Source organism: Paenibacillus agilis, assembly GCF_007786455.1.
Taxonomy (GTDB): Bacteria; Bacillota; Bacilli; order Paenibacillales; family Paenibacillaceae; genus Paenibacillus_B; species Paenibacillus_B agilis.
This window is the reverse complement of the sequence record NZ_VNJK01000003.1, coordinates 123328-148261: the sequence shown is the minus strand read 5'-3', so window position 1 is coordinate 148261 and position 24934 is coordinate 123328. Positions and strand designations below refer to the sequence as shown.

The following is a 24934-nucleotide window of genomic DNA, read 5'->3' as shown; positions in this document are numbered from 1 at the left end:
ACCTATTCAACTTTTAAAGTGAGGCAGCTCAATCATGACAGGTCAAATTGACAGTGCAGTATTTGCTTATATGTTTAATCAAGCTTCGAACGGTCTCGCACTCTTATCTCCTACCAATGGGACATGGATAAGCATCAATCCTGCGTACAGCGATATGCTTGGCTATACGCCAACGGAAATAATGAATGCAACCGATAAGGCATTAACGCATCCTGATGATCAAGACCAATGCGATGTAGAGCATATACTAGTGCAGATTCAAAATTCTGTGGATAAGAAGTATATGATTCAGAAGCGCTATCTACACAAGGCTGGGCATGAAGTATGGGCATCTGTAACAGTTTCGATATTTTCCAATCCTGAATCGGGCTTGCCTATGTACCTTGTTCAAGAGGCCGTTGATAGTAGTACACATAAAACGCATCTGGAATCTGAGAAATCAACAGATGCGGACCATGATTGCTTATACCAGTCTATGTCCCAAGCTTTTCGCATCGCCAATATGGGCTCTTGGTACTGGGATTTGACCAATGCTCGCCTGCACTTTTCACAGGAAGCCCGTCTTATTTTTGATCATGTGCTTCAACCAACCTATCTCAATGAAATTCCCTTTTCTCAGTTCGTTCATCCTGACGATTATGCCCATATCGAACATTGTATCCACGAGGCAATTGTTCACGGTAAATCCGGTGATGTTGTCCATCGCATTAATCTTCCTGGACAAGTTAGAAAGACGGTTCGAGCTCAATGGGAAGTTCTTAAGGATGAACACGGCAAGCCGATTCAGCTCATTGGGATGGTTCAAGATATAACAGCACGGGTGCGAACAGAGCAGCGTTTGCAAGAAAGCGAGAAGAACTATAGACGCATATCGGAATATGCACTCGATTTTATTTCCCGTCATGCACCTGATGATGAAGCAACGTTTCTTTATGCTTCGCCAATATGTCGCCGCATGCTAGGCTATGAGCCAGAAGAGATGATAGGTACAACAGGTACTAGTTATGTTCATCCTCATGATGCAGATGCACTCCGCACGTATTTATCTGACATCATGCAGGGGCAAGAATCTGAGCCTGTTTCCTTCCGCTTCCGTCGTCATGATGGGACATACATGTGGTTCGAGACAACGAGCCAATGCATCTACGATGAGAACGGACAGGTACAAGAATTAATAGCCATTTCTCGAGATATTACGGAACGCAAGCGACTAGACCTCCGACTTCAAGAGTACAAGTCCTTGTTTGAATACAATCCTTCAGGTATTGCTTCACTTGACTTGGAAGGCAATTTGTTAAGTGCGAATCATGGACAAGAAATGTTGACGGGGTATACGCAGCAGGAACTGATCGAGTGTCATTTTGGTCCGCTTGTTGATCCGAATGATTTAGAAAAAACATCGTATCACTTCAATCTCGCCAAGCAAGGACTGCCGCAAATGTATGAGATTGGGCTCAAGCATCGTGATGGCCACCGCATTGATGTCAACGTCATTAATGTTCCGATTATTTTAGATAATCGGATTGTCGGCGTGTACGGCATTACGACCGATATTACAGAAAGGATGCGTTATATTGAGCAAATTGAGAAGTTGAGCAATGAGCATTCGCTGATTCTCAACTCTGTCACAGAAGGTATATTTGGACTCGACCTCGATGGCCGCTCTATGTTTATTAATCCCTCTGGCGCAGCTATGCTTGGCTTCACCCAAGAGGAATGGTGCGGAGGTGATCATCTTGGATGGATCGAGCAAATAGGATCGGATAACTGCTACTATCCTGTTAATGAGACGCCGATCCAGTCAGCACTTCATAAAGGAATATCGCTGCAGGCCACTGAAGCTGTCTTCTGGCGTAAGGATGGCACCAGCTTCCTAGCCAGCTATCAAGTTACACCGATCTTTGACAAAGGAGAACGCAAAGGTGCTGTCGTGACGTTTCACGATGTTACGAATGCGAAAGAGCTCCTCAAGGCAAAGGAAGCTGCCGAGCAAGCAGATCGTGCCAAGTCTGAATTTTTAGCCGTCGTCAGTCATGAACTGCGCACCCCGATGAACGGAATTATCGGCATGATCAATTTACTAAGTGATACCCATTTGACCGAGGAACAGCAGATGTATACCGAGATCGTAAAGCAGAGCAGCGACAACCTGCTTCATCTTCTTAACGAGATACTTGATTTCAGCAAAATAGAAGCAGGCAAGATGGATCTTCACCACGAACCGGTAGATATGCAATCCGTTATCGATACGATCATGGATCTATTCCGTGCCAAAGCAGCAGAGAAACAGCTTGCCTTAACGTACTCCATCGCGAATGATTTCCCGCTCTTCTTGGGAGATGCTTCACGGATTAGGCAAGTGCTGCTCAACCTGACCAGCAATGCAATCAAGTTCACCGAATCAGGAAGCATTAGCATCACCCTTGAAATGGCCAGAGGTGCTGACGATCAGGATATGCTGCTTATTTGCTCCATACAGGATACAGGCATCGGCATCGATATGGACAAGCAGCATTTGCTGTTCCAATCCTTTACCCAACTACACCCTGCAATTAATCGCAAATACGGAGGAACGGGTCTAGGGCTTGCCATTTGCAAAAAACTTGTAGAGTTAATGGGCGGTATGATTACCGTATCCAGCGAGGTCGGAGCTGGTTCAACCTTCACATTTTCATTGCCTTGTGCTGCAGCGGAGTCGCAAGAATGGCTTAACTTGAGGTAAAATGCCTAAAGCATATTCAGATCCTCCTCCCTCATAAGCTGAAAAGATAAGGTATTAACAGATCGGTTATCGAGGGAGTGATGCAAAATGGGATATTACGTGACGGTTGAAAAAGGTGTGAATGTGTATGTAGAAGACGTTGGATCTGGCAAGCCAGTCGTCCTCATTCATGGCTGGCCCGTCAATCACAATATGTTCGAGTATCAAACTTCTCAACTGCCGAAGTACGGCTATCGCACGATTAGCATTGATCTGCGGGGGTTTGGCAAATCTGATCGGCCATGGCAAGGCTATTCCTATGATCGGATGGCTGATGATATTCATGAAGTGTTAGAAACCCTTCGCTTGAAAAATGTACGGCTTATCGGCTTCTCCATGGGAGGAGCCATCGCGATTCGCTACATGGCGCGTCACGCAGGGAAAAGAGTATCGCAGCTCATACTTGTCGATGCTGCAGCCCCCGCCTTTACGCAAAGGCCAGGCTTCCCCTATGGCTTTACCAAAGCGGAGATCGATGCCTTGTTGGAGCAGAATGATAAGGATCGCCCGCAGCTGCTCACCGATTTCGGAAACATCTTTTTTGCCCAGTCGATTAGCGACAGCTTCCGCAATTGGTTCCAACTGCTCGGACTAGAAGCAGACTCCCATGCAACCTATGAGACATTAAAGTCACTAAGAGACGAGGATCTGCGCGCCGATCTTGCTAAGATTCATGTCCCTACAGCTATTTTCCATGGCAAGCTGGACAAAGTCGCCCCTTACCCGCTTGCTATTGCGATGAATGAAGGCATCAAAGGCTCCCTTCTTGTCCCATTTGAGCATTCTGGTCATGGTAGTTTCTATGATGAACGCGAGAAGTTCCATAAGGAGCTGCTCTCATTTCTGGATAGCTTACGGTATTTTGTAGGTGAGGAAGAGATATAATTAAATGAATGGAGCTAATCGCTATCAACATGATATAAACGCATAAAACCTTCCCCCAGCATCGTGGAGCGAAGGTTTTTCGCTGTTTTACTTTGAAAGTTTGACTGGACTAGGAGGTAACGAAGAAGTAACAAAGTAGCAAGGCATTAAACTGAAGCTCTTCGCAGCAAACGATAGGATAGGAATCCGCAAACGGCAGTCAGTGGAATCGACCATAGCGAAATTTCAGCAAGTGAAATGGAAGTTAGCCACATATACAACCCGTGCCCATCTTCATATACGAGCGACAGCATAAACAAGCAAGGAGGTAGAATTAAGATCGTCAGCACAGTTAGCAGCCCTTTGGCTTTGTAGCGCTGAAATGCACTCGAAATGATAAATCCGATATAGAAAAATAGCATGAATAACACAAACAAAATTCCAAACAGTTCGGGTATATTGACCCCATCCACGAATTGGAGCCCCCATCGATCGGACCCCCTACGTTCCAAAATGATGAGAATAAGAGAAAACAATGTAAGGCCCGCTGAGATCATAGCGGCCATGAAGGACGTTCCTAAGAAATAATCCTTTCTCCTAACTTGCATGCTGATCGTGAACGAGAACGTCTGTGGTACGCTTACGATTCCTGTTACGAACATATAGACCAAGCTGGATGACACTAGAATAAAGGCAAGCGATATATAGTAACTGATGAAGCTACTAATGATGAGGTTAGGAATTAAGGCAGAACTTATAATGATAAGCGGAGTCAGAAACCAAATCCATTTGTCTCTGAAATATATCGACAGAACACCTTGTATTCGATTCATCGCGATTCAACTACCTTTCTCTCATCCTTTTTATTCGTCAAATACACGATAAGCTGTTGCAGTGATAATGGGACAACTTCTAATTCCAGTTCCTGCGCTTGCTGACGGCAGTCGCCAGCTTCTCTGCTATTCACCAAGGTTGCCTTAAGCAATCCGCCGAATTCCTCAAGATGGACAACGTTCTTGCCCATTAGGAAGCCTTCAACTTTGGCTGTTGTTCCGACGACCGTAAACGCCCTCTCTCTAAGCTGGTCGACATCTTCATTAATCAAAACATCGCCCTGCTCAAGGAGGACAACATGTTCAAGTATTTTGCTCGCTTCATCAATAAGGTGCGTAGATAAAATAATCGTTCTTGGATGCTCCTCATAATCCTCAAGCAATCGATCGTAGAATATGCCTCTAGCTACAGCATCAAGACCTAAATACGGTTCATCAAATATCGTAATTGGCGCTCGGCTGGCAAGCCCAACGATAACACCTAGCGCAGAAAGCATACCTCGTGATAATTTGCGAATATTCCGCTTTAACGGCAATTCAAAGTCATTTACCAGCATATTCGCATAATCCCCATCCCAGTTAGGGAACAAGACAGAAGCAACTTTTAATACATCCATAACACGATAGGTCTCTGGGTACTTCTGGCTTTCCTTGATAAAGCACATTTGACGCAAAACAGATTCATTTTCAAATGGATCTTCCCCTAATACCTTCACTTCTCCACTTGAAGCAAACAACTGTGCGGTGAGCATATGAAGCAATGTCGTCTTACCTGCCCCATTTCTACCAAGCAGTCCATATATTTTGTTCGGCGCTAAACGGAGAGTAAGGTCGCGGATAGCTGTTACACTCCCGTAAGACTTGGTTAATCGTTGCAATTCAATGATGTCACTCATTCCTGATTCGCTCCTCTCGCCAGCATCTCTGTCAGTTGAGCGACTGTAATGCCCAACTTCTCTGCTTCACGTAACAAGGTTATGACATACTGCTCGAAAAACTTTTCTTTGCGCTGCTCAATGAGTATATCCAGCGCACCTGTCGCTACAAACATCCCTATCCCCCGCTTCTTATACAAAATCCCTCGCTCAACGAGTAAAGTGACGCCCTTTGCTGCAGTCGCCGGGTTGATTTGATAAAAGGATGCGAATTGATTCTTAGAAGGTACCGGAGACTCTTCGGTTAATCGACCTGCGATGATGTCATCCTCAATACGCTCTGCTATTTGCATAAAAATAGGACGTCCATCATCGGTTAACAATTCCACTACAAACACCTCCTCTTGGTCGGTTGATTAGTTGTGTAATCAACTATACTTGGTAAAATGAACCATGTCAATGAGGTAAATTCCACAATTCACCTCATTGCTAGATGATCCACCGTGCTGCACTTGTCCGTATAATAAGGAGCTAAATGTATAACCGTCTCGCAAGCAAGAAATATAGTATAATAGACCATGTTGAAATGATGATCGTTTTTCAAACCTGTATATAGAGGGAATTCGTTATGACGTTATGAGTAAATACGAATTCGCCGTGATATAGAAAGGAATTACCAATGAGAATTAATAAATTTATTAGTGAGACAGGCATCTGCTCCAGACGAGAAGCTGACAAATGGGTAGATGCAAAGCGCATTACGATTAATGGCAAGCTAGCGGAATTAGGCAGCACGGTAGAAGCGGGCGATGATGTTCGTGTGGACGGAAAGCCAATTGGTAATAAAAGAAGTACGGTGTACATTGCTTTAAATAAGCCAGTTGGTATTACCAGCACAACTGAGCATCATGTTAAGGGCAATATCGTTGACTTCGTAAATCACAAAGAGCGCATCTTCCCAATTGGCCGCTTGGACAAAGATTCTGAAGGATTGATCCTGCTTACCAATGACGGTGATATCGTCAACAAAATTTTGCGCGCAGAAAACGATCATGATAAAGAATACATTGTCACGGTGGATAAGCCTATTAATCAAACGTTCGTAGATGGTATGTCCCGCGGCGTTCGAATTTTAGGTACAAAAACAAAGCCATGCCAAGTCACCCAAATCGGCGAGCGCATGTTCAATATCGTACTAACACAAGGTTTAAACCGCCAAATTCGCCGCATGTGCGAAGTGTTCGGCTATAAGGTCGTCAAGCTGAAGCGCATCCGTATTATGAACATTCATCTGGGCAGCCTGAAAAAAGGACAATGGCGTGATTTGACCGAAAAAGAGCTTGCTGAAATTATGAAATCAACTGGGCATGTAAGCCGAGACGACAGAAAAGGAAGGGCCTAAGGCACCTTCCTTTTTTATCGCTTCTTCCTCGCTTTTTATTTTGCCAGCGCCCTATGTATCTCCGCATTCTCCATGTAATATAGCGCATCAAGGACGAACAACTTTAAAATCATATAAAAATACAGAGTCTCTTCCTAACTCTTTTTTCAGATCGGGTAATAACAGCGTGGTTTTGAGATCACCCTGCAAATTATAGGTTTCAATCTGATGTGACTTCACCTTTTCATTAAATCGATAAAAGTATAGATGGCCGTTGCGGAAATAAACCATTTCATCTTGCAAACGTGATTCACGCTTATAATCTTTCAGATGGAACTTCTTCTCCAGCTTCTTCTGTTGCAAATGATACACGTACACATCACCATATCCATCCACGAAGTAAACCTGCTCGTTATGAACATACATACTGTCTTTATTAAAGAAGTAATAATGTGAATTATCGCCTTCGTACTGAATAAGAGGATGTTTCTTAAATGGGACTTTATTGTCTTTATGAATCTGCATAAGATTCAACTCTACCTTATTGCCAACTAAGTCAGCGTAAATACCTATCATATCATTGCCGTGCTCAACCAGCTTCGTGAACATAAATCGTCCTTTTGCCTGGCTTTTCTCTAAAAAGGATTGATGGTGTGTCATGCGTGCGCCTTGAATGGATAGTTTATGAAATGACTTCTTTGCGGGGTCAGCAATATCCGAGGAAAGAAAATAAATATGATTCCCATCATCTCCTGTTGTTTCGATATAGGCTTTAATGTCTTGGCAGTAATGCTGCGACTCCGTTCCCCAGCGTATTTTGGAAATGTAGTACTTCATATCTTCGCTGAATCGGCCATTGAAAATGGAGTAATACAACTTACCGTCATACAGCTTTCCTGACGACTGCCCATAGCCAGCTGGTACCGTACAATCTTTCTTATAGGACGCCGACTGGATATTGCCGTCTTTCTGAATCGTTAGCAATTGTTCCTTCTGATTCAGCAGCAGCAATTGACCAAACGGTATGATGGAGTTTAACTCCAACCCCCTTTTTTTAATTTTGGTAAGCTTACCTTCCCGATCAATAAGGAACAAGTAACTTAATCCATCACCAATACGCTCATTGGGCAGATCTGTAGAATAATAGACGACAGCGTGTGGACTAGTACCTTTAAGCTTTTCTTTTTCACCCGAACTAGAGCTTGTACAAGATGACATTAGAAACATCACTGCTAATGCGAATACTAGTTTCATATGTATTCTCCCAAAAACATAGATTTAGAGGTCCAGTCAGTGCTGAACCTCTATTTCAATCACTCGTGCCTATGTTCGTACACCAATAATTAGTTGTACGATTTTAGAGTCGTAATCAGACTGGAATCACGGATATCTTTCGGATAAACGCCCCAGCCTCCGTTTTTATCTAAGTCGATATTAGCTACTTGTTTAAATGCACACCATACGAGTTGGGAACAGTTGTAAGAGTTTGTGTTGCAGAAGCGATTGTCAAAAAATTTGATGTCATAAGCATAACCAACTTTTGATTTTGCCCATTCTGTTGCACTGTGGTTTTGAGCGACTGAGGTGGATTTCACTTTCAAAATGCGCGCTCCGCTCTTTACTTTGCGGTCAGCTACAGCAGCGAGGATAACGCCATATTTAGGGCTTGAGGATTCAACGATAGTGCTTGGAGTATAATACAATCCGACGTGACCATGCTCAACTCCAGCGAACGAGGCAGGTTGATAAAATAAATTTCCCTTTTCGCTTGAATCAAGTTGTATGGTTCCACCTTCAACTGGGGTACCGTAAGCAATGATTTCCTCTGGTTGATCCAGAAGCTCATTTTGAATTTGTGCCGTAATTTGTTGCTTAGAAAGACCAGTTTGATTGGATAATTCCTCAATCGATTGCTTCAATTCCTCTTTCGTTAAACCATTTCCATGAAGAGATATAATTTGATCCAACTGCTGCTCATTAGAGCTTGCACCCGCTTGAATAGGTATTACAAACAGCATGATTGCGCATAAAGCGAGTAACATGAACTTATTTAATTTCACACTTCTTCCTCCTACACCTTTTAAATTGGCAGATGATTAGAAGTTTATTGGCCAATTAACCTTCCAGAATAATCATATTTTATAAAATAACGGAATGTCAATTGTTTTATACTTATTTTTCCGCTCCACTTTGTCACCTTTCTAGTCCACTACCATTCATAATCTCGTTATAAGCCTCTAGAAAGCATACAAATACCCCTTTACTCATCCAAGAAAAAAACCACCCATAGGGTGGTTTTTGACTTGCCTCATCATTTATTTCTTTGTCTGACTTGGACTTGTATTAACAAGCACGGCCAGCTTTCTTTCGCTCTTAACCATTGGCGAGTTGCACTGAACACACGTTGGCTCAGATGAGAAAACGAAGTTATCTCTCATCCAACCTTTACAGTCCTCGCTTGTACAAGCCCATATGGATGTGATTTCTTCAGGAATGTCATCTTGAGGCTTCTTACGTGAATTATACATGAACCATCCCTCTTTCTTTTCAAGATTCACATGCGATACAATAAGTGCCCCAAACGCTATGTTCGGGGCACTTACTTCAGCGTGCAATAACTTCGATAATTGTATTATAACACATTTGAGCGCAAATCTTTCACAGCGGAAAAAAATTTTTCCAACATCCTTTGTAGCAGGCGATTTTTTGAAGGTAAGTAAACGATGTGAATGGAAGCCACTACTGATATCATATGCGCACGTTTAGATAAACTTGACGGCTTTTCTAAATTTATTTCCCTCCTCTGGTCAGGAACACAACCGTATTGCCTTACTGCCGAATAAGGTAAATCAACTTCACATGAAGGGAGTGGATACTCATCGGCAATTTAAAACATGCGAAACCTTTTAAGGCTGTCCTAAGAGGTCGTAACGAAGTTCCACCAGTCAAAACGAAAGCAGCAGGAATTGCAGTACTTAAAGTGATAAATAACGGAACGCAAATCAGATTTAAACTTGCCGTCCGTAATATTTCCAAAGTACTTCAAGCACATATTCATCTTGGAAGAAAAGGAGCTACCGGACCTATTGTCGCGTTTTTATTCGGCACAACCAAGTTCCCTATATCAGTTAAAAAAGGCTTCGTTACTGGCGTATTAACAAGCAACGATCTAGTCGGGCCTTTAGCTGGCAGAACGATTGCAGACTTAGTCGCTGAAATCAGAAGCGGCAATGCTTACGTTGACGTTAGCACGCTAAAGCATCCAAATGGAGAAATACGCGGACAACTCCGGCGTTAAATGCTTATCTCAACAAAAAAACACCGATCACTATGATCCGTGTTTTTTTGTTCCTTTGTTATTTCCTACCGTAATCCGCTTTAATCTCGCCCCACTGCTGAGTCTGCCACTTAAGCAGCTTGTTATCATAGCTATTCGCTTGCAGCCACTGCAACGCTCGATCTACCAATGTCCATACTTCCTTCGTTGATTCATTCCGCTCCAGTGTTGTAGCTACCTTTTTCTCACGCACCCACTTCAACGCAGTTTGAGAATCACTGTATACCGTCTTGTTGCTGCCCTGTTTCTTCAAGTATGCCAATGAATGAACAATCGCTAAAAATTCCCCCAAATTGTTCGTTCCGTTCTGAACTGGACCGTGGGCAAATATGACTTCCCCTGTCTTCGTATCAACACCCCTATATTCAATCGGACCCGGATTTCCTTTCGTACCAACGTCTACAGAGATACTATTATAATCAATTACGGCTGTCGTATTTGCAGATGAAGCAGCCGACCGCCCCTTTTCTGATGCCTGTGTGCTGCTCTTTCCGTAGTGACGAGTCCATCCATCTTTATAAGCTTGTGCTGCCTCTTCTTTGGACGTAAATGATTTATATTTGGCATCTTTAAATGCCTCAACTTGTACTCGACATTCATTCCAGCTCGTATAAATGCCCGGAGTATTCCCTACCCACACGACGTAATACTTCTGCTTAGCCACACTGATTCCCCTTCCGTTAATGGTACTCCTTACTTCTTATCGCCTTACCTTACCACACGTAAACCTCCATGCATACATAGTTGTTCGGCACTAAGGAATCCAACCATACATCGCCTCTATATGAATGTGAATAGGCTGTCACAACATTTCCTTTATTCGGATAGGACTAATGCGAAAAGGGTATTCATCCTATCTATTTTTCGTTAAGATAAATGAGTTCCCAGCAAGCTTAATTGGTACAACATGACTACACACAAGGAAAGGATGCATAGACAGATGAGAAAGTTTTTTGCATGTATACTAAGCCTCTACCTTATTTTACTCCCTACTCAAGTATGGGCGCATAGTAATCTTACGGAGTCGATTCCTGCCATAGATGCAGTCGTGAAGGAAGATGTCAAAGCACTTGAATTAACCTTTAATACAGACATCCTCGAAGGAAGCAAGTTTACACTTAAAAATGAAGCTGGACAAGCAATTGCTTTAGATACGATCCAAATTGACGGAGCAACTTTAAGAGGTACGACAGCAGCTCCATTACCTAATGGAAAAATAGCAGTAAACTGGTCCATCATCGGAGCCGATGGGCATCTTATTCATGGCAATTACCAATTTACTGTACAAAATGAACAAGCAGTGGCTAACAAAGATAATAACCAACCAGGAGCAACGGTTAGTCCAAACAATAATGCAGCATCCGAAGACTCCGCTGTGCAAAAGGACCCGACGTCGACAAAAGAAGCTGCTGAATCTGTAGACGGACAACAGAGTACGTCCAAACTTAACGGTGACAGTCTTTTGCTCCCTATTATCGTCGTTGTACTCGGGATCGCTTTAATCGTATTGTTCTTTATTATGAAGAAGAAAGACGTTAATTCATGATCGGCTTGCTAACCATTACCGAAGCTGCTTTATACGTATGCTTCGCTATCTTAATTGGCGGATTATTTCTATATTCAATCCCTGAGCGCATACGTCCGGCTTATACATTACCTGCTCATCTGTTAACGGGTAGCAGCTTATTAATAGCGCTGTTATCATTTGTACCCCTTATCCCCATCGTAACGTTTATTGCGGAGCAGTCGGGGCAATCATTCTCACTATTCCGCTTTATTCTAACTTCCGATATGGGGATTCAATGGCTGACACTTTGCTTGGCAGCGGTACTGTTAGCGGTATTTATTCAGCTTATCGATGTAAAAGCTTCTAAAGAAGCAGCAATTACAGGATTCGTATGGAGCTTGCTGCTAAGTGTGCTTATCGCTTGGACAAGTCACGCTTCATCTGTGGATGCGATAGGCGGACTGATTGCCCATTGGATTCATTTTGCTGGTGTCTGCCTATGGTTCGGTATTTTACTGGTAGTTAGCTGGTTCTCTGTCTCTACCGGTGAAATACGCTGGAGTGCGTTCTTGAACTGGTACTCGCCACTGGCAATCGGCTGTATGACTGCCATTACAGCTGCGGGTCTAATGCTAATGGAATATATCACACCTGCTTATTGGGATTCTTGGCTGCTGCCTTACGGACAAGCTTTATTGCTGAAGCATCTCTTATATGCTGTATTGATAAGCCTGGCATTCATCAATGGATTTTTACTTAGAAAGAGCATGCATATCAAGTGGCTGCGCGCCGAAACAACTATCGTTGTAGTCATTTTGCTAGTAACCGCATTTATGACGCATTCCGCTTCGCCCCGTGATGTAACACAAGTACTCCAAACTGATGGTGTATCACAATGGTTTGCACTGCTTCATCAAGGGAGTTGGAGCATCAACTGGCGAGTGGACTTAGCCTTCAACAGCTACACGATATTGTTGAGCTTCATTGCTATGCTATTTGCTGCTCTGATGGTCATGGCCTATCGCAAGAAGCACTCCCCATTTGTATTCACTACGATAGGTGGTTTAGCTGTTATTACGGTATTTATAGCCGTCCTAATATCGATCGTACCTGCAGCAGTGTAACTATGTATAAATTAATGCTTGCATACTACTATGTATGGCTTACAACACACCATGAAAGCTTGACTAACTTAAGGGAACACATAAAAGGGGCTCTCCTATCCGTCATCTACGACGGTAAGAGAGCCCCTTTATTACTTACAATACAATTTCATTCGAGCCAGTGGACAAAGCATTGCCTGTTCCGTTAGCACCGTTAGAAATGGATAGCACGAATACCTTATATGGCACGCCTTTTTGAATAGAGCCTCCATAAATATCTACATCATTAGTTGACCAAGTAATTGTGTTGTCTCCGCTTCCGCTTGAGAATTTATAACGGTTGGAATGAACTTGGTTAGCTTGCTCCAACGTAAAGTTGCCTGCAGCGTATGTTGGTACGACCATCACTGCATAATAAGCTACTTGACTGGAGTTTGCAGGTTTTTCAAATACAGACTTGAAGCTATATCCATTTCCATCTGAATATGCAGCTATATAACTAACTACAGGCACAGTGTGATCCGACAACGTGAACTCCGCTGAACCGTTAGAAAGTGCACTTGTTTGATATGGATTATGGTTGGAAACGGTTAGCACGTATGCACGGTATGCGACCCCTTTTACCAACGGATTTCCTAACATATCTTTAGCTGACTCTGTAATTTGCTGTCTAACATATACGCCCTGCTTGGCGACTCGTGTGAAATTGGACTCAGAGGCACTCATAGCAGTCGATACATTCATAACATGAGCTTGATCGGCGCGAACGAGTAGAATACGATATTCCTTCACATTCGACTCATTGCCGTTCGTAATGTAGCTAATATCAATTTTGCGATTCGATACTTGTTGGTTCACAACTTGCGCCGTTACATTCGTTACAGCACTCGTATTATGAGTCCCGGACAACGTGAACTCGCCAGAAGGAAGAGACAGAATATTACCATACAAGCCAACGGATAGTACATAAACCCGGTAACGCTCACCGCTTCGAAGAGGAGCGCCATCGATATCTTTCATATCAGGAAGCATCGCTTGGTTAATATGATTTCCAGTCTTGCTAACATAAGCTTGGTTAGCAGAACTTACATTGTTCGCCTGAGCCAACGTAAAGTTGCTAGCTTGATGTGCTTTGACAAAGAGAACACGATAATGATTGATGCTTTTTTCATCTGCGACACGGTTGAATGATACCTGTACGTCACGTCCATCATTGAAGTCACTAATATCACGTACAACTACATTCGTAGCCGCTTGGGCAATCGAATTGCCTGACAACGTAATGGCATCGGATGCAGGGGACAAAACATTGTACTGATGATTACTGTGTACTGCCATGACAAATACTCTGTAACTCTCTCCGCTTTTAATCGGTACACCATCAACATCCCGTGTAGATGACGTCAATATTTGACTAATATTGCTTCCTGTCTTGTTTACATACGTGTAGTTGCTAGAGTTCACATTATTAGCCTGGTACAGATTGAAGTTGTTTACTTGTGACGCCTTCACAACAAAAATGCGGTAATGATGGAAGATGGATTCATCCCATGCCTTATTGAAAGAAACCGATAAGTCTCTGCCATCTTGATAATCATTAACATCTCTTACAGTCACGTTAGTTGGAGCATTGGAATGATTATTGTCCGACAACGTCATAGCTGGAGAAGGTGCAGACAATCTGTCCTTATTCCAAGACACCGCCATGACAAACACTTGATAGCTTTCCCCATTACGAAGGTATGATCCGTCCACATCTCTCCCACTAGAAGAAAGGTTCACTTTATAGTTATAGTAGCCGTTTTTACTTACTTCTGTATATCTACCAGAAGATACTTTACCTGCCTCCGCAAGATTGAAATTGCTCGCGTTTCTTGCCTTAACGACGAAGACACGATATTGGCTGACGTTAGACTCATCATCAGCACGATTAAAGCTTACTTCTAAGTCACGCCCGTCTCCATAATTACTCACATCTTCAACCTTAGTAATGACTGGCAGCCCAGATGCGCTTTCCAGTGTAACTACAGATCCAGTAGACAACTTGTTAGGTGAAGCATAAGAATTGTTGCTTACTGACAATACAAACACCGTATAAGATTCACCATTGCGAATGTAATCGCCCGCTGTATCCTTAGCCGTCGAATTCAGCTTCTCAGTAAGCGTCGATCCATTCTTATATACTGTACTGTAATGCTGACTAGGAACGGCATTGGCCGCATTGAGATCAAAGCGGTGCGCGTCCTTTGTCTTAACAACCATTACACGATAATTGGATACTAAGTCATCATTGTATGGTCTAGAGAAGCTAACCGATAGATCACGTCCATCTCCGTAGTCACTCACATCCGTAGCCTTCACATTGGTAACCGTGATCCCCGTTGCACTTTCCGGAATCTTCACCGTAGAAGAAGCATAGGACAGCCCTGACTTTTGATTTAGACCTTGCGTCAACACATATACTTTGTAGGATTGACCTGATCGGATAGCATCCCCATCAACATCACGCAAGCTTGCTGGCAAATTAACAGACTGATTGATTCCATGCGTATTTACTTCTGTATAATTGCCGTACGATGCTGACTTTGCTCTTGATTCGTTGAAACTGCTCGAATTGCCATCCTTCACAACTAAAATACGATAGTTCTTCACATTTGCTTCCGTAGAAGACTTGTCGAAGTGAACCGTAATGTCGCTTGCATCACCAGTCTTACCTGTAATCTCAGCTCTGACATTTCGTACAGGTGAGAAGGACGTATTGTCTGGATTTTGCGGTGTGCCTGGATTGCTGCCAGAACCATCTGCAGTCGAGATATGAACCGTTCTGCTGTACGGCTCATAATCAGCATGTGCGCCGAATGACTGGCTCACAAATCGAACAGGAACCATCGTTCTGTTCCTTATCGTCTGCGCAGGTACATCCATCGTCACATTCTTTCCATTAACTTTTGCAGTCTTAGACCCTAGCTTTAATACAACAGTTGTACCGCTTTTACTTGATGTTACCGTTCTTGTCTTAGCGTCATAATGAACCGTTGCATTTAGCCCCTCAAATACGGATTTGAGCGGCAGCAGCGTTCTGCTGTTTACCACAATAGGTGGCTGCGGCGTAGATAAGTACTCCCCATCAATATAAACTTTTATAGCTGGTGCGGCTTGTGTTTGCGTTGAAAATAATGATAATGAGCTAATGACCATTAACGCAGATAACAGAACTCGCATTCTCCTCATACATACATCCTCCTGATCGACTTAATAAGGCGAAATTTACCTATATGTAAAGAGTCGAAAAGTAAGGAAAATGTTTCATGATTTCCTGCTTTAATTGTGTCTATTGTGTGAACATTTTATTACAAATATCAATTTCTACCTATTCCTGATAATTTGCTTGATAATAGCCCGCTCCTAAATGCTAAACTGCGATACTATCTCCTTGCACACCAATGTCATGACTCCGGTATACTATACTTCGCACGATACTCGTCTGCTAGCATACTCATCGTAACAACATCATGGTATTGATGGTTGTAATACAGCGCCTTACGTTTAACCCCTTCACGTACGAACCCCAGCTTCTCATACACATGCGCAGCACGCGGATTGAAAGTAAACACTTCTAATTCAATTCGATACAAGTTCAACACACCAAATCCATACTCCAGCAGCAATTGCATCCCCTCTTGCCCAAAGCCCTGCCCCTGATGCTGCTCATAGCTAATCGCGATTCGAATACCCGCGCTGCGATTAATGGTATCGATATCTTGTAGTGCGATGTCACCAATAACTTCATCCGTTTCTTTCAATGCGATAAGCAGTAATACACTTGAGCTATCCTGGGATTTGGCTTCGATATATCTAGAAATCTGCTCTTTGGTAGCAAACTTATGTGTACCAGTAAGTCTTCTCGTCTCTGCTACATATAGTTGTTCATAATACATCTGTGCATCTTCCCCATTCATGGGGCGCAAATAAACACGGTTGCCTGTTAGCAGCTTAGGTTGAGATGCAAGGTTAGTCATCATAATCCCCCTCTTCGTTATATCCCTATCGTAGAGAAAAACTGTATACTTCAAAATAGACAGAATTGTTTTATAAAAAAGGACAGATGGAGGACAACCTCATGTTCATAGCTCCTAAGCTTGATGAGCACAGCAAAAATCCTTTTTATTTGCAGCTTTATGAATTCTTCAAGCAAGAGATTCTATCCGGCAATCTATCTCCCCACACTCGTATGCCTTCTTTGCGCAAACTTGCAGAGCAGCTTAATTTGAGCACGACTCCTGTAGAGCTCGCCTTTCAGCAATTGGTAGCAGAAGGTTTTATAAAGAGCAGACCGAAGAGTGGCTATTATGTTCAAGCACTGCATCCTATTTACCATAAGAATGTAGCAACTTCTCATCAACAGGCATCACATCGTATAACAGCACGTGATCCCCGTTATTATCGCTACGATTTTCATATTTCAAAAAACGACTTCTCCACTTTTCCACATCGAATCTGGAGGGGGTTATTACAGGACGCACTCGATCATACTGATGGATTACAGTATGGCGACCCGCAAGGAGAACCTGCATTACGACATAGTATTACGACATACTTGCGCCGCTACCGTGGGCTTCGCTGTACACCTGATCAAGTCATAATTGGAGCGGATCAATACATACTAGCTTCTTTGTTGAGCTTACTGCTCAAACATAGCGGCGGCAGTAACCGCCTAGGCATCGAAGATCCTGGCTATCATTCAATACCAGCCACTTTTAAAAATCATGGATACAAAGTCGTTCCAATTCCACTGCAAGAAAGCGGAATTCAGATCGAACCACTATACAGTTCGAACATAAACGTCGTCTACACATCTCCTTCACATCAGTTTCCAACAGGGGTGATGATGCCAATTGCCAAACGTGTTCAACTATTAGAATGGGCGAACCATTCGCAAGGCTTTATTATCGAAGACGACTATGGTGGTGAATTCCGTTACCATGGACGCTCCATACCCTCCATCCAGGGGCTAATTGAAAATAGTCCAGTCGTCTATTTAGGGAGCTTCTCTCAGGCGATTGCACCGACCTTTTGTATTCATTACATGATCCTGCCTAATAGCTTACTGCCCGCTTATCATCAATTGAAATGGGAGCTATACCTCGAGCACTCAGCTTCGAGAATCAATCAGATTGCTCTGCATCATTTTATGGAAAGGGGATATTTCGAGAAGCATTTGCGACGAATGCGTCAGCTATACAAGAGAAAGCATGACACCTTAACCCGATCGATTAAACAACACTTTCAAGACCGCGCAATCGTAACAGGGAACGACGCTGGCTTTCATATGATTTTAACTGTACAGGATCAGCGCTCAGAGGAAGAACTTGTCGAGCTCGCAAAAGCAGCTGATATACGTATGACACCTATGTCATTCACATGGTGGAAACCTCCTCAACATAAAAAACTTCATTTCATAGTCGGCTTTGGCGGAATTGCAGAGGAGTTGATCGATGAAGGAATACAACGATTAAAAGAAGTTTGGTTCCCTTAATGAAGAAAAGACTGTCCCCAGGTCTGTTTTGAGGCCTGAGAGCAGTCTTTCTTTATTGTGTGCTTGCTTATTATCGTAATTTATAATTTATTATGAGTGCTTCGGTTCATTATGCCAAATAACAGCCACAGTTCCTTCTCCAGCATGTACAGCAATCGCAGAGCTGATTTCTCCGATTATAACATCTAGCTGAGGGAAAAGCGTTTGAATCTGCTGCTTCAATGATTCTGCTTTATCGATCACATTGCCATGCATAATTTGAATGCTTTGGATACGATTCCGTTCATAAGCCTGTTGAAATAGCTCAACTAAGCGTGCATATGCCTTTTTCTCAGAACGCACTTTATCAAATAGTTCAAACGCGCCATCATGGATACGAAGCACTGGCTTAATACGAAGAAGAGAACCTACTAAGTATTGCGTGCCTGTCATTCTTCCACCTTTGTAGAATTGGTCCAGATTGCCCAATACAATATAATTTTCTGCTTTATTTGCTTCCTCCCGCAATTGAGCTGCGATCTCTCGATAGCTGAGGCCTTGTTCAGCAAGGTCCAGCCCTTTGTAGAGAAGCGTGGTAAGAACATAGGACATCGCCTTCGAATCGACAACTTCGACATCAAACGACGCAAGGTCAGCAGCAGAGTGACAACATGCCAACGTTCCGCTTATTTTTTCTGATACATGGATAGCAATTGCGCAATCATAACCAGCCGCTTTCAACTGTTCAAATAACGCCGCATATCTGCCAATTGGCGGCTGAGACGTCTTGGGCATTTCCTTCTCTTCGCGTATGCGACGGTATAACTCCTCTGTCGTGAGATCAATGCCATCGTCAAACACGTCGTTGCCAAATACAATACCCATTGGAATGACAAACACATCTTCGTTATGTTTCAAGCTATCCGGCATATAAGCGGTACTATCCGTTATCCAAGCAATTTTCTTCGTCATTGCGCACCCATTTCTGTTCGTATGATGTAATTACTTTTTTATTGCAGGCTTGAAGCCTTCTTCTTCGAGATATTCCGTCGCTTCCTCATACGTTTCAAAAACGGTATCTAAGTTTAACCCTGCATAAATGTACCACATTTGATCTTCATCTTCGAATTGCAGTGTCAGCGTCTGATTACTTTCATTTGTCCAATGTTCTTCCTCTGTAGACTCGTTGGAGTCATGAGATTCATCGGACTCGAGTGATGCAGGCATTGCAGATAAGGAGCGAATGGATTGTTCAATAATCGTGCGCAGCTCATCAGCTGTGAAATCACGAATATTAACAAGTCCCTTGTCATCTTTTTCATAACCTTTCAACAAACCTGCATATACAAATCCATTACCGTTCGGGTGCAAATGATACACAACTGTCTTTTTATCATATAGACTCTGTTCGTAATGGTAATTTGAGCGACCAAGTGATACTTGTCTGCGTTCCAATTCTAAAAATGAATCCGCAATCGCGGATTTTTCTTCATAACTAAGCATGTTTAATCCTCCAAAACCTACAATAATTAAATGTATTATATCATACCAATGATACTGTATCTAAATCGCTTTCATGACAATGTTAAAACGCTCTAATTAGATCAGCGCTTTAACATAATACTTCATCTGTTTAAGAAGTCAATAAAATATCAATAGTCATGAAACTACGGTTACTGTTAGTAATATGAACGGATTGTAAGCGCTTTACAAAATACATGCACTTCATCCAGATATTCCTGAACAATGGTAAAATAAATACGCTTAACCTTTTCTTCCTGAATTTTTTTTAATAGGAACTATAAAGAAAATGTTGAACTTAGCCGATAAAAGACAAAAATTGTCGATCAATCTGTTGGAATGTGATACTATAAATTGGAATATAAAGTATCATTCTGTACAAGTATCCATCCGATATGTAGATGTTGAGTTCGTGCAACTTTTAAGTCTACAACAGGTATATGACAAAAAGGTGGTGAGAAATCCGTTACTTATCTTTACCCTACTAAATAGTAAATGGAGGCGAAATTATGAATTCATGGCTTCCTTCGTGGAGCAGCAAGTATATGCATGTAAAATGGTTTGCTGAGGATCAAGAATGGATCCCGTCACCTATTGCCAATGTCCTTACCCCTACATTTTTATTCTGGCTTATCTTTACCACCATTGTCTTACTCATCTTAGCTTTCTTCAACGAATCTATTCGAAATGTCGGCATTGTAAGCCGCATTCATCGTCATCTACATGGGTTAAAACGCTTTAATTCAATTATTCTGCGTGTTGGGCTCGGAATTGGGTTGCTGCTTCAGCTTATTACAGGATCTTATCTAGCGCCTGACCTTGTTTCGAATCACTCGTGGGTATATGTTGTCCTTACCGTTGCCCTATTAGGATTGCTGCATCGAAAGACACTCTTCATAAGTGCATCCGCTCTCACACTCCTTTACATCTATGCCATCATTGTATACGGCCTGTTTCATGCACTCGATTATATGTTTTATATTGGAATTATCTATTACTTATTCGTTATTGATACGAAATGGACCCGAACAGCGACATCTGCTCTTTTTATAAGCACAGGACTATCCTTGGCATGGCTCGCGATTGAAAAAATAACAATTGCTAAGCTCGCCTGCTCCCTATTTCATGAATATGGACTTCCTTCTCTAGGATTTACTATTGAGGACTTTGTACTTATTAGCGCTTTCATTGAAATCGGGATTGCTTGGGCATTTATTGTTGGGATGATGAATCGATTCGCTGCTCTCGTACTGACAAGCGTATTCCTGATGACTACAACTGTATTTGGCCTAAAAGAAATCGTAGGGCATATGGTTGTACATACGCTTCTCGTTATGTTTATAATCGAGGGCTCGGATGACATAAAGACGATGCTCAAGTTCAAGTTTCTCCGCTCCCCCAAGGTTCGCAGTACTTTTATAGTCCTCAACTTCAGTGCCCTGCTCTTCACGTTGATGATTATTTACGTATGGATGGGCAGACCAGGAAGTGTGTTTGTTTAAAGCGATTACGTTTACTAAAATAACCTACCTTACTTGCACTAAACTTATCTTCATTTAAAAAATGATTCTAAAAAAATACCGTCGTTGCGCAATTGAAGCGCAATGACGGTATTTTTAACTCATACATCTATTCAATTAAGCTTAAGCTTCCATTATCGGCTCAGTTACAGAAGATACTTCCGCGTTCGATCGAAGCACCTTCAGCTTATGAATTCGCTTCTCATCAACTTCAAGCACTTCAAATACGAAACCGCCAAACGATACGACAGGCTTCTCTGTCTGCTCCGGAATTCTTCCTAGCTGGCCAATAACGAATCCACTTAATGTATCGTAATCATCCGTAGGGAAATCTGCTTCAACGATAGGATTAAGCACTCGTAGTTGAATCGTTCCGTCTACAACCCAGACGCCATCTTCAACCTGCTCAATCTCTTTTTCTTCTTCCTCATCATCGTGTTCGTCAAAAATGTTACCCACGATCTCTTCCAGCAAGTCCTCGACCGTTACAATTCCTGCTGTACCGCCATACTCATCAATAGCTACGGCAATATGAACTTTATTGTTCTGCAGGTCTTTGAATAAATCATCGATGCGCTTAGAAGCCGGAATGAAGTAAGGGACGCGAATCAAATCATTCAAATTGAAGGAATCATCTGCTTCCGTTTCAAGATACTTAATAATATCTTTAACGTGTAGAATACCGACAATGTTGTCGATGTCCCCTTCATATATCGGGTACCTCGTATATTTTTCAATATTAATTAGCTTCGCAACTTCTTTAAGTGAAGAATCCATCGAAATGGCAATTACGCTGCTTCGATGTGTCATAATGTCCGTCACTGTCTTATTATCCAACTCGAAAATGTTGTTGATCATCATTTTCTCATCTTCTTGAATCGTACCATTTTCGTTACCAACGTCAACCATCATTCGAATTTCTTCTTCCGTTATCTGCTCTTTGTTCTCATCCGGATTAACACCAAGGATTCGAACGATCAAGTTCATCGAACCTGTAAGTAAGCGAACGAATGGAGCGGTAACTTTAGATAAAACGGTTAGAGGTACGGCTGCGAACATCGCAATCGGCTCATACTTCTGCATCGCCAATCGCTTCGGTACAAGTTCACCGAATACCAATGTGAAATAAGACAAAATAATCGTAATCAAAATAACTGATACCGTCTCCAAAATCGTCTTCGGAATAGGTACCCCTGCTTCATAAAGAAATTGTGCCAACCCGCCAGCAAAGCTCTCAGCAGCGAATGCACTCGCCATGAACCCCGCTAACGTTATACCGATCTGGATTGTGGCCAAGAAACGGCTCGGTTCGCTCAGAAGACTGTGCAATAGTTTTGCTTTTTTATGCCCTGCCTCCGCCATAGATTTAATTTTGTTGTCGTTCAATGAGATAAGAGCAATCTCTGAGGCTGCAAAAAAAGCATTTAGCACTATGAGTATCAAAAGAATCAAAATTTCAGTAAACACACTATTCATCCTCCATCATCATTTTCAAGTATTCCAATAACAATCGATATCCATAAGTTTGGAATACATGATTTAATTCCGGCGATAATAGCTTGTTTTCAAACGCATCTTGATCTTATTGATCACGCATAATGCCTGAATCCTATTACCCGCTTCCCCTGGCTCATCGTCCATAACTGACGCCACCTCCTCAATGAAATCTAGTATTTGTGTAAAGGTATACACTATCTTTAGTATAGTGACCTATAGTTCAGTAGGCAAGTTATTGTCATAAAATGATGTAAATTAATCCAATCTTGTCAGACATATAGGCAAGATTATTAAGGCTGAATTAATTTTAAAAGCAATTTTATAAAACGTGTGACAAGCGTGTACATATTCGTATTTTCACTTATAGAAAACCCAAAGTCTCCGGTAATGCCATGGTTTGCAGGAGGATCCGAGTCAAGATCATACAAATCCTTAAGCTCTTGTACTCTTTCTGGATCGAGCTCTTTACTTGCTATGTCTATGCTGCCTTTATCGTCTTGTTTCACATTATTTACATACTGGACAGGATGTAGTGCGTAAGCATATGTACTGTGAGTGCCCAAATAGCTCGGTAAGATTATAGATAGGATTGTTAGCAGGGGTACGAATTTAAAGCAGTTGAAAATACGTTTTATTTCTACGCGAAGCCCATCAAGTGGTATCTTTTGCACCGATTATTCCTCCCATAAAATGTTACATTTAAATCAATTTTACTACATTCAGGCTGTGAATCGTGATAATTATGGTATTTTATTCAAAGCATTAATTGAAATCCAGCGTTAATCATCTCCCGAAACAAATGCAATAAAGCTACCCACTTATCGTGGATAGCTTGTTATGCCTACAATGATTAACTTATAAATCCATTCAATCCAAAAGTAAAATCCTCACTCACGCCGCTCTTATTTCTTGCTCAAGTTATCCCAAGCCTTCTGGAAGTTCTCTAACAGCTTCGCTTGATCGTCCTTGCCTGCTACATACGCCTGAATCATGCTGCCGAACTCTTGTGTTGCACCGTCCGGGTATTTGAACCAGTTCCAGCTCAACGCTTTGTTCTCTTGGCTGTACTTCATCACATCGGCTGCGATATCACCAAGGTCTTCAGCTGTTGCTGTAATCGTAGAGAATGCTGGAATGAACTTAAATTCCTTCGTAATATACTTTTTACCTGTTTCGGAAGATACAAGCCAGTTCAAGAAGATCTTCGCTTCTTCTTTTACTTTGGAGTTCTTGTTGATAACCCAGTTGTTCGGTACGCCTACAAGCAACTTGTCATTTTTCACTGCATCTTCATCGATTGGCATTGGCAGTACGCCCAAGTTCAAGTCCTTGTTAATGCCGTCGATCTGAACTTGCGTCCAGTTCCCTTGCTGCATCATCGCTGTTTCGCCTTTTGCGAACAACGTAACTTGTGTATTGTAATCTGTCGTCAACGGATTCTTATTGCCGTATTTGACTGTCAAATCGAGCATCTTCGTCCAATCTTGGAACACTTTATTGCCCGTCATTTTTGCAGAACCATCTTTCAATCCTTTAATAAATGCATTCGGATCTGGCTGATGCGCGAAAGCAACGTTCAAGTTGTGAATGCCTAGAATCCACCACTCCTGATAGCCGTTAGCGAATGGAGTAATGCCTGCCGCTTGCAGCTTCTTAGCCGCATCTTCTAGCTGAGACAGTGTCTTAGGAAGCTCTGTAATGCCTGCTTTTGCAAACAAATCTTTATTATAAATAAAGCCGTAACCTTCCAAGTTCATCGGTTGGCCGTACAGCTTACCATCCTTCGTCATTGGCTCTTTCGCAAATGGAATCACATCTTTCGCCCAAGGCTCTGCGGACAAGTCCTCCAAATGCTCCATCCACGTCTCCATCTCTTGGAATCCACCGTTATTGAAAATATCTGGTGCATCGTTAGCAGCAAACTTCGCTTTCAAAGCAGCAGAATAATCAGCACCGCCACCCACTGCTTGAATGTTCAGCTTAATATTTGGATGCTCTTTCTCAAACTCTGCCTTCATGCGCTGCATCGCATCCGCAATTTCCACTTTGAATTGGAATATGTTAACCGTCTTCGTTCCATCTCCGTTATTCGCTGTGCTCTCCTTGGAATCTTTGGAGCCACATCCAGCTAACATGACCGAAACCGCCAATAGCATTAGCAGCGATAATTTTGCGAACTTCTTCATCCGTAAGCCCTCCCCATTCAACTGCTTATTGCAG

22 protein-coding genes are annotated in these 24934 nt (G+C 42.4%); 8 read left to right on the top strand and 14 right to left on the bottom strand.

What is annotated here, in order from left to right; translation table 11 throughout:
- The first annotated feature begins 34 nt into the window (after positions 1–34).
- Both FPZ44_RS19675 and FPZ44_RS19670 read left to right on the top strand, forming a co-directional pair.
- The gene (locus tag FPZ44_RS19675; protein ID WP_144993026.1) at positions 35–2722 is read left to right on the top strand and encodes a PAS domain-containing hybrid sensor histidine kinase/response regulator; all 2688 of its coding nucleotides are present in this window, start codon (positions 35–37) and stop codon (positions 2720–2722) included.
- Positions 2723–2809: 87 nt separating this feature from the next.
- On the top strand, positions 2810–3646 hold the full coding sequence (locus FPZ44_RS19670) for an alpha/beta fold hydrolase (RefSeq protein ID WP_144993024.1): 837 nt from the start codon (positions 2810–2812) through the stop codon (positions 3644–3646).
- A 146-nt stretch (positions 3647–3792) separates the two neighbouring features.
- On the opposite strand, the gene FPZ44_RS19665 is transcribed toward FPZ44_RS19670, so the two are convergent.
- Genes FPZ44_RS19665 through FPZ44_RS19655 form a run of 3 tightly spaced genes read right to left on the bottom strand, consistent with a single transcriptional unit; the run spans position 3793 to position 5686 of the window.
- Positions 3793–4458, bottom strand: a complete 666-nt coding sequence (locus FPZ44_RS19665) for a hypothetical protein (RefSeq protein ID WP_144993020.1) — start codon at positions 4456–4458, stop codon at positions 3793–3795.
- Positions 4455–5354: an ATP-binding cassette domain-containing protein gene (locus tag FPZ44_RS19660; protein ID WP_144993018.1), complete on the bottom strand. Its 900-nt coding sequence runs from the start codon at positions 5352–5354 to the stop codon at positions 4455–4457. Before FPZ44_RS19660 ends, FPZ44_RS19665 begins: the two co-directional genes overlap by 4 nt.
- A complete protein-coding gene (locus FPZ44_RS19655; RefSeq protein ID WP_418789197.1) occupies positions 5351–5686 on the bottom strand; it encodes a GntR family transcriptional regulator in 336 nt (111 codons plus the stop codon). The genes FPZ44_RS19660 and FPZ44_RS19655 overlap by 4 nt, the downstream gene beginning before the upstream one ends.
- A gap of 326 nt (positions 5687–6012) precedes the next feature.
- Here FPZ44_RS19655 and rluF point away from each other — a divergent pair, with 326 nt between their 5' ends.
- The gene (rluF, locus tag FPZ44_RS19650) at positions 6013–6735 is read left to right on the top strand and encodes a 23S rRNA pseudouridine(2604) synthase RluF (RefSeq protein ID WP_144993014.1); all 723 of its coding nucleotides are present in this window, start codon (positions 6013–6015) and stop codon (positions 6733–6735) included.
- 87 nt (positions 6736–6822) lie between these two features.
- Here the strand turns inward: rluF and FPZ44_RS19645 are convergent, their stop codons facing one another.
- From FPZ44_RS19645 to FPZ44_RS19635, 3 genes are all read right to left on the bottom strand, one after another.
- Complete coding sequence (locus FPZ44_RS19645; protein ID WP_144993011.1) at positions 6823–7968, bottom strand: hypothetical protein; 1146 nt, start codon at positions 7966–7968, stop codon at positions 6823–6825.
- A gap of 89 nt (positions 7969–8057) precedes the next feature.
- On the bottom strand, positions 8058–8774 hold the full coding sequence (locus tag FPZ44_RS19640; RefSeq protein WP_144993009.1) for a YiiX/YebB-like N1pC/P60 family cysteine hydrolase: 717 nt from the start codon (positions 8772–8774) through the stop codon (positions 8058–8060).
- A gap of 255 nt (positions 8775–9029) precedes the next feature.
- On the bottom strand, positions 9030–9242 hold the full coding sequence (locus FPZ44_RS19635; RefSeq protein WP_144993006.1) for a cold-shock protein: 213 nt from the start codon (positions 9240–9242) through the stop codon (positions 9030–9032).
- Positions 9243–9592: 350 nt separating this feature from the next.
- Between FPZ44_RS19635 and FPZ44_RS19630 the strand changes: the two genes are divergently transcribed.
- Positions 9593–10012: a CHRD domain-containing protein gene (locus tag FPZ44_RS19630; RefSeq protein WP_144993004.1), complete on the top strand. Its 420-nt coding sequence runs from the start codon at positions 9593–9595 to the stop codon at positions 10010–10012.
- A gap of 58 nt (positions 10013–10070) precedes the next feature.
- On the opposite strand, the gene rnhA is transcribed toward FPZ44_RS19630, so the two are convergent.
- The gene (gene rnhA / locus FPZ44_RS19625) at positions 10071–10715 is read right to left on the bottom strand and encodes a ribonuclease H (RefSeq protein WP_144993001.1); all 645 of its coding nucleotides are present in this window, start codon (positions 10713–10715) and stop codon (positions 10071–10073) included.
- Between the two features lie 276 nt (positions 10716–10991).
- Here rnhA and FPZ44_RS19620 point away from each other — a divergent pair, with 276 nt between their 5' ends.
- On the top strand, positions 10992–11597 hold the full coding sequence (locus tag FPZ44_RS19620; protein WP_186786153.1) for a copper resistance CopC family protein: 606 nt from the start codon (positions 10992–10994) through the stop codon (positions 11595–11597).
- On the top strand, positions 11594–12682 hold the full coding sequence (locus FPZ44_RS19615; RefSeq protein ID WP_144992996.1) for a copper resistance D family protein: 1089 nt from the start codon (positions 11594–11596) through the stop codon (positions 12680–12682). Before FPZ44_RS19620 ends, FPZ44_RS19615 begins: the two co-directional genes overlap by 4 nt.
- Positions 12683–12817: 135 nt before the next feature.
- On the opposite strand, the gene FPZ44_RS19610 is transcribed toward FPZ44_RS19615, so the two are convergent.
- Positions 12818–15892: a copper amine oxidase N-terminal domain-containing protein gene (locus FPZ44_RS19610; RefSeq protein ID WP_261378436.1), complete on the bottom strand. Its 3075-nt coding sequence runs from the start codon at positions 15890–15892 to the stop codon at positions 12818–12820.
- Between the two features lie 215 nt (positions 15893–16107).
- Positions 16108–16683: a GNAT family N-acetyltransferase gene (locus FPZ44_RS19605; RefSeq protein WP_144992993.1), complete on the bottom strand. Its 576-nt coding sequence runs from the start codon at positions 16681–16683 to the stop codon at positions 16108–16110.
- 98 nt (positions 16684–16781) lie between these two features.
- On the opposite strand from FPZ44_RS19605, the gene pdxR reads away from it, so the two are divergent.
- Complete coding sequence (pdxR, locus tag FPZ44_RS19600; protein ID WP_144992991.1) at positions 16782–18197, top strand: MocR-like pyridoxine biosynthesis transcription factor PdxR; 1416 nt, start codon at positions 16782–16784, stop codon at positions 18195–18197.
- A gap of 90 nt (positions 18198–18287) precedes the next feature.
- Here the strand turns inward: pdxR and FPZ44_RS19595 are convergent, their stop codons facing one another.
- Positions 18288–19148 (bottom strand): DegV family protein, encoded by an 861-nt coding sequence (locus FPZ44_RS19595; protein WP_144992989.1) that lies wholly within the window; start codon positions 19146–19148, stop codon positions 18288–18290.
- Positions 19149–19178: 30 nt separating this feature from the next.
- The gene (locus FPZ44_RS19590) at positions 19179–19679 is read right to left on the bottom strand and encodes a hypothetical protein (RefSeq protein WP_144992986.1); all 501 of its coding nucleotides are present in this window, start codon (positions 19677–19679) and stop codon (positions 19179–19181) included.
- A 527-nt stretch (positions 19680–20206) separates the two neighbouring features.
- On the opposite strand from FPZ44_RS19590, the gene FPZ44_RS19585 reads away from it, so the two are divergent.
- Positions 20207–21199: a hypothetical protein gene (locus FPZ44_RS19585; protein ID WP_261378435.1), complete on the top strand. Its 993-nt coding sequence runs from the start codon at positions 20207–20209 to the stop codon at positions 21197–21199.
- 141 nt (positions 21200–21340) lie between these two features.
- On the opposite strand, the gene FPZ44_RS19580 is transcribed toward FPZ44_RS19585, so the two are convergent.
- The 3 genes from FPZ44_RS19580 to FPZ44_RS19570 all read right to left on the bottom strand — a co-directional run bounded on the left by FPZ44_RS19580 (position 21341) and on the right by FPZ44_RS19570 (position 24900).
- Positions 21341–22684, bottom strand: coding sequence for a hemolysin family protein (locus FPZ44_RS19580; RefSeq protein WP_186786152.1), 1344 nt, complete (start codon positions 22682–22684; stop codon positions 21341–21343).
- A 320-nt stretch (positions 22685–23004) separates the two neighbouring features.
- Positions 23005–23385 carry a hypothetical protein gene (locus tag FPZ44_RS19575; protein WP_144992981.1) on the bottom strand — a complete coding sequence of 127 codons (381 nt, stop codon included), beginning with the start codon at positions 23383–23385 and terminating at the stop codon, positions 23005–23007.
- Positions 23386–23616: 231 nt separating this feature from the next.
- On the bottom strand, positions 23617–24900 hold the full coding sequence (locus FPZ44_RS19570) for an ABC transporter substrate-binding protein (protein WP_144992979.1): 1284 nt from the start codon (positions 24898–24900) through the stop codon (positions 23617–23619).
- Between the last annotated feature and the right edge of the window lie 34 nt (positions 24901–24934).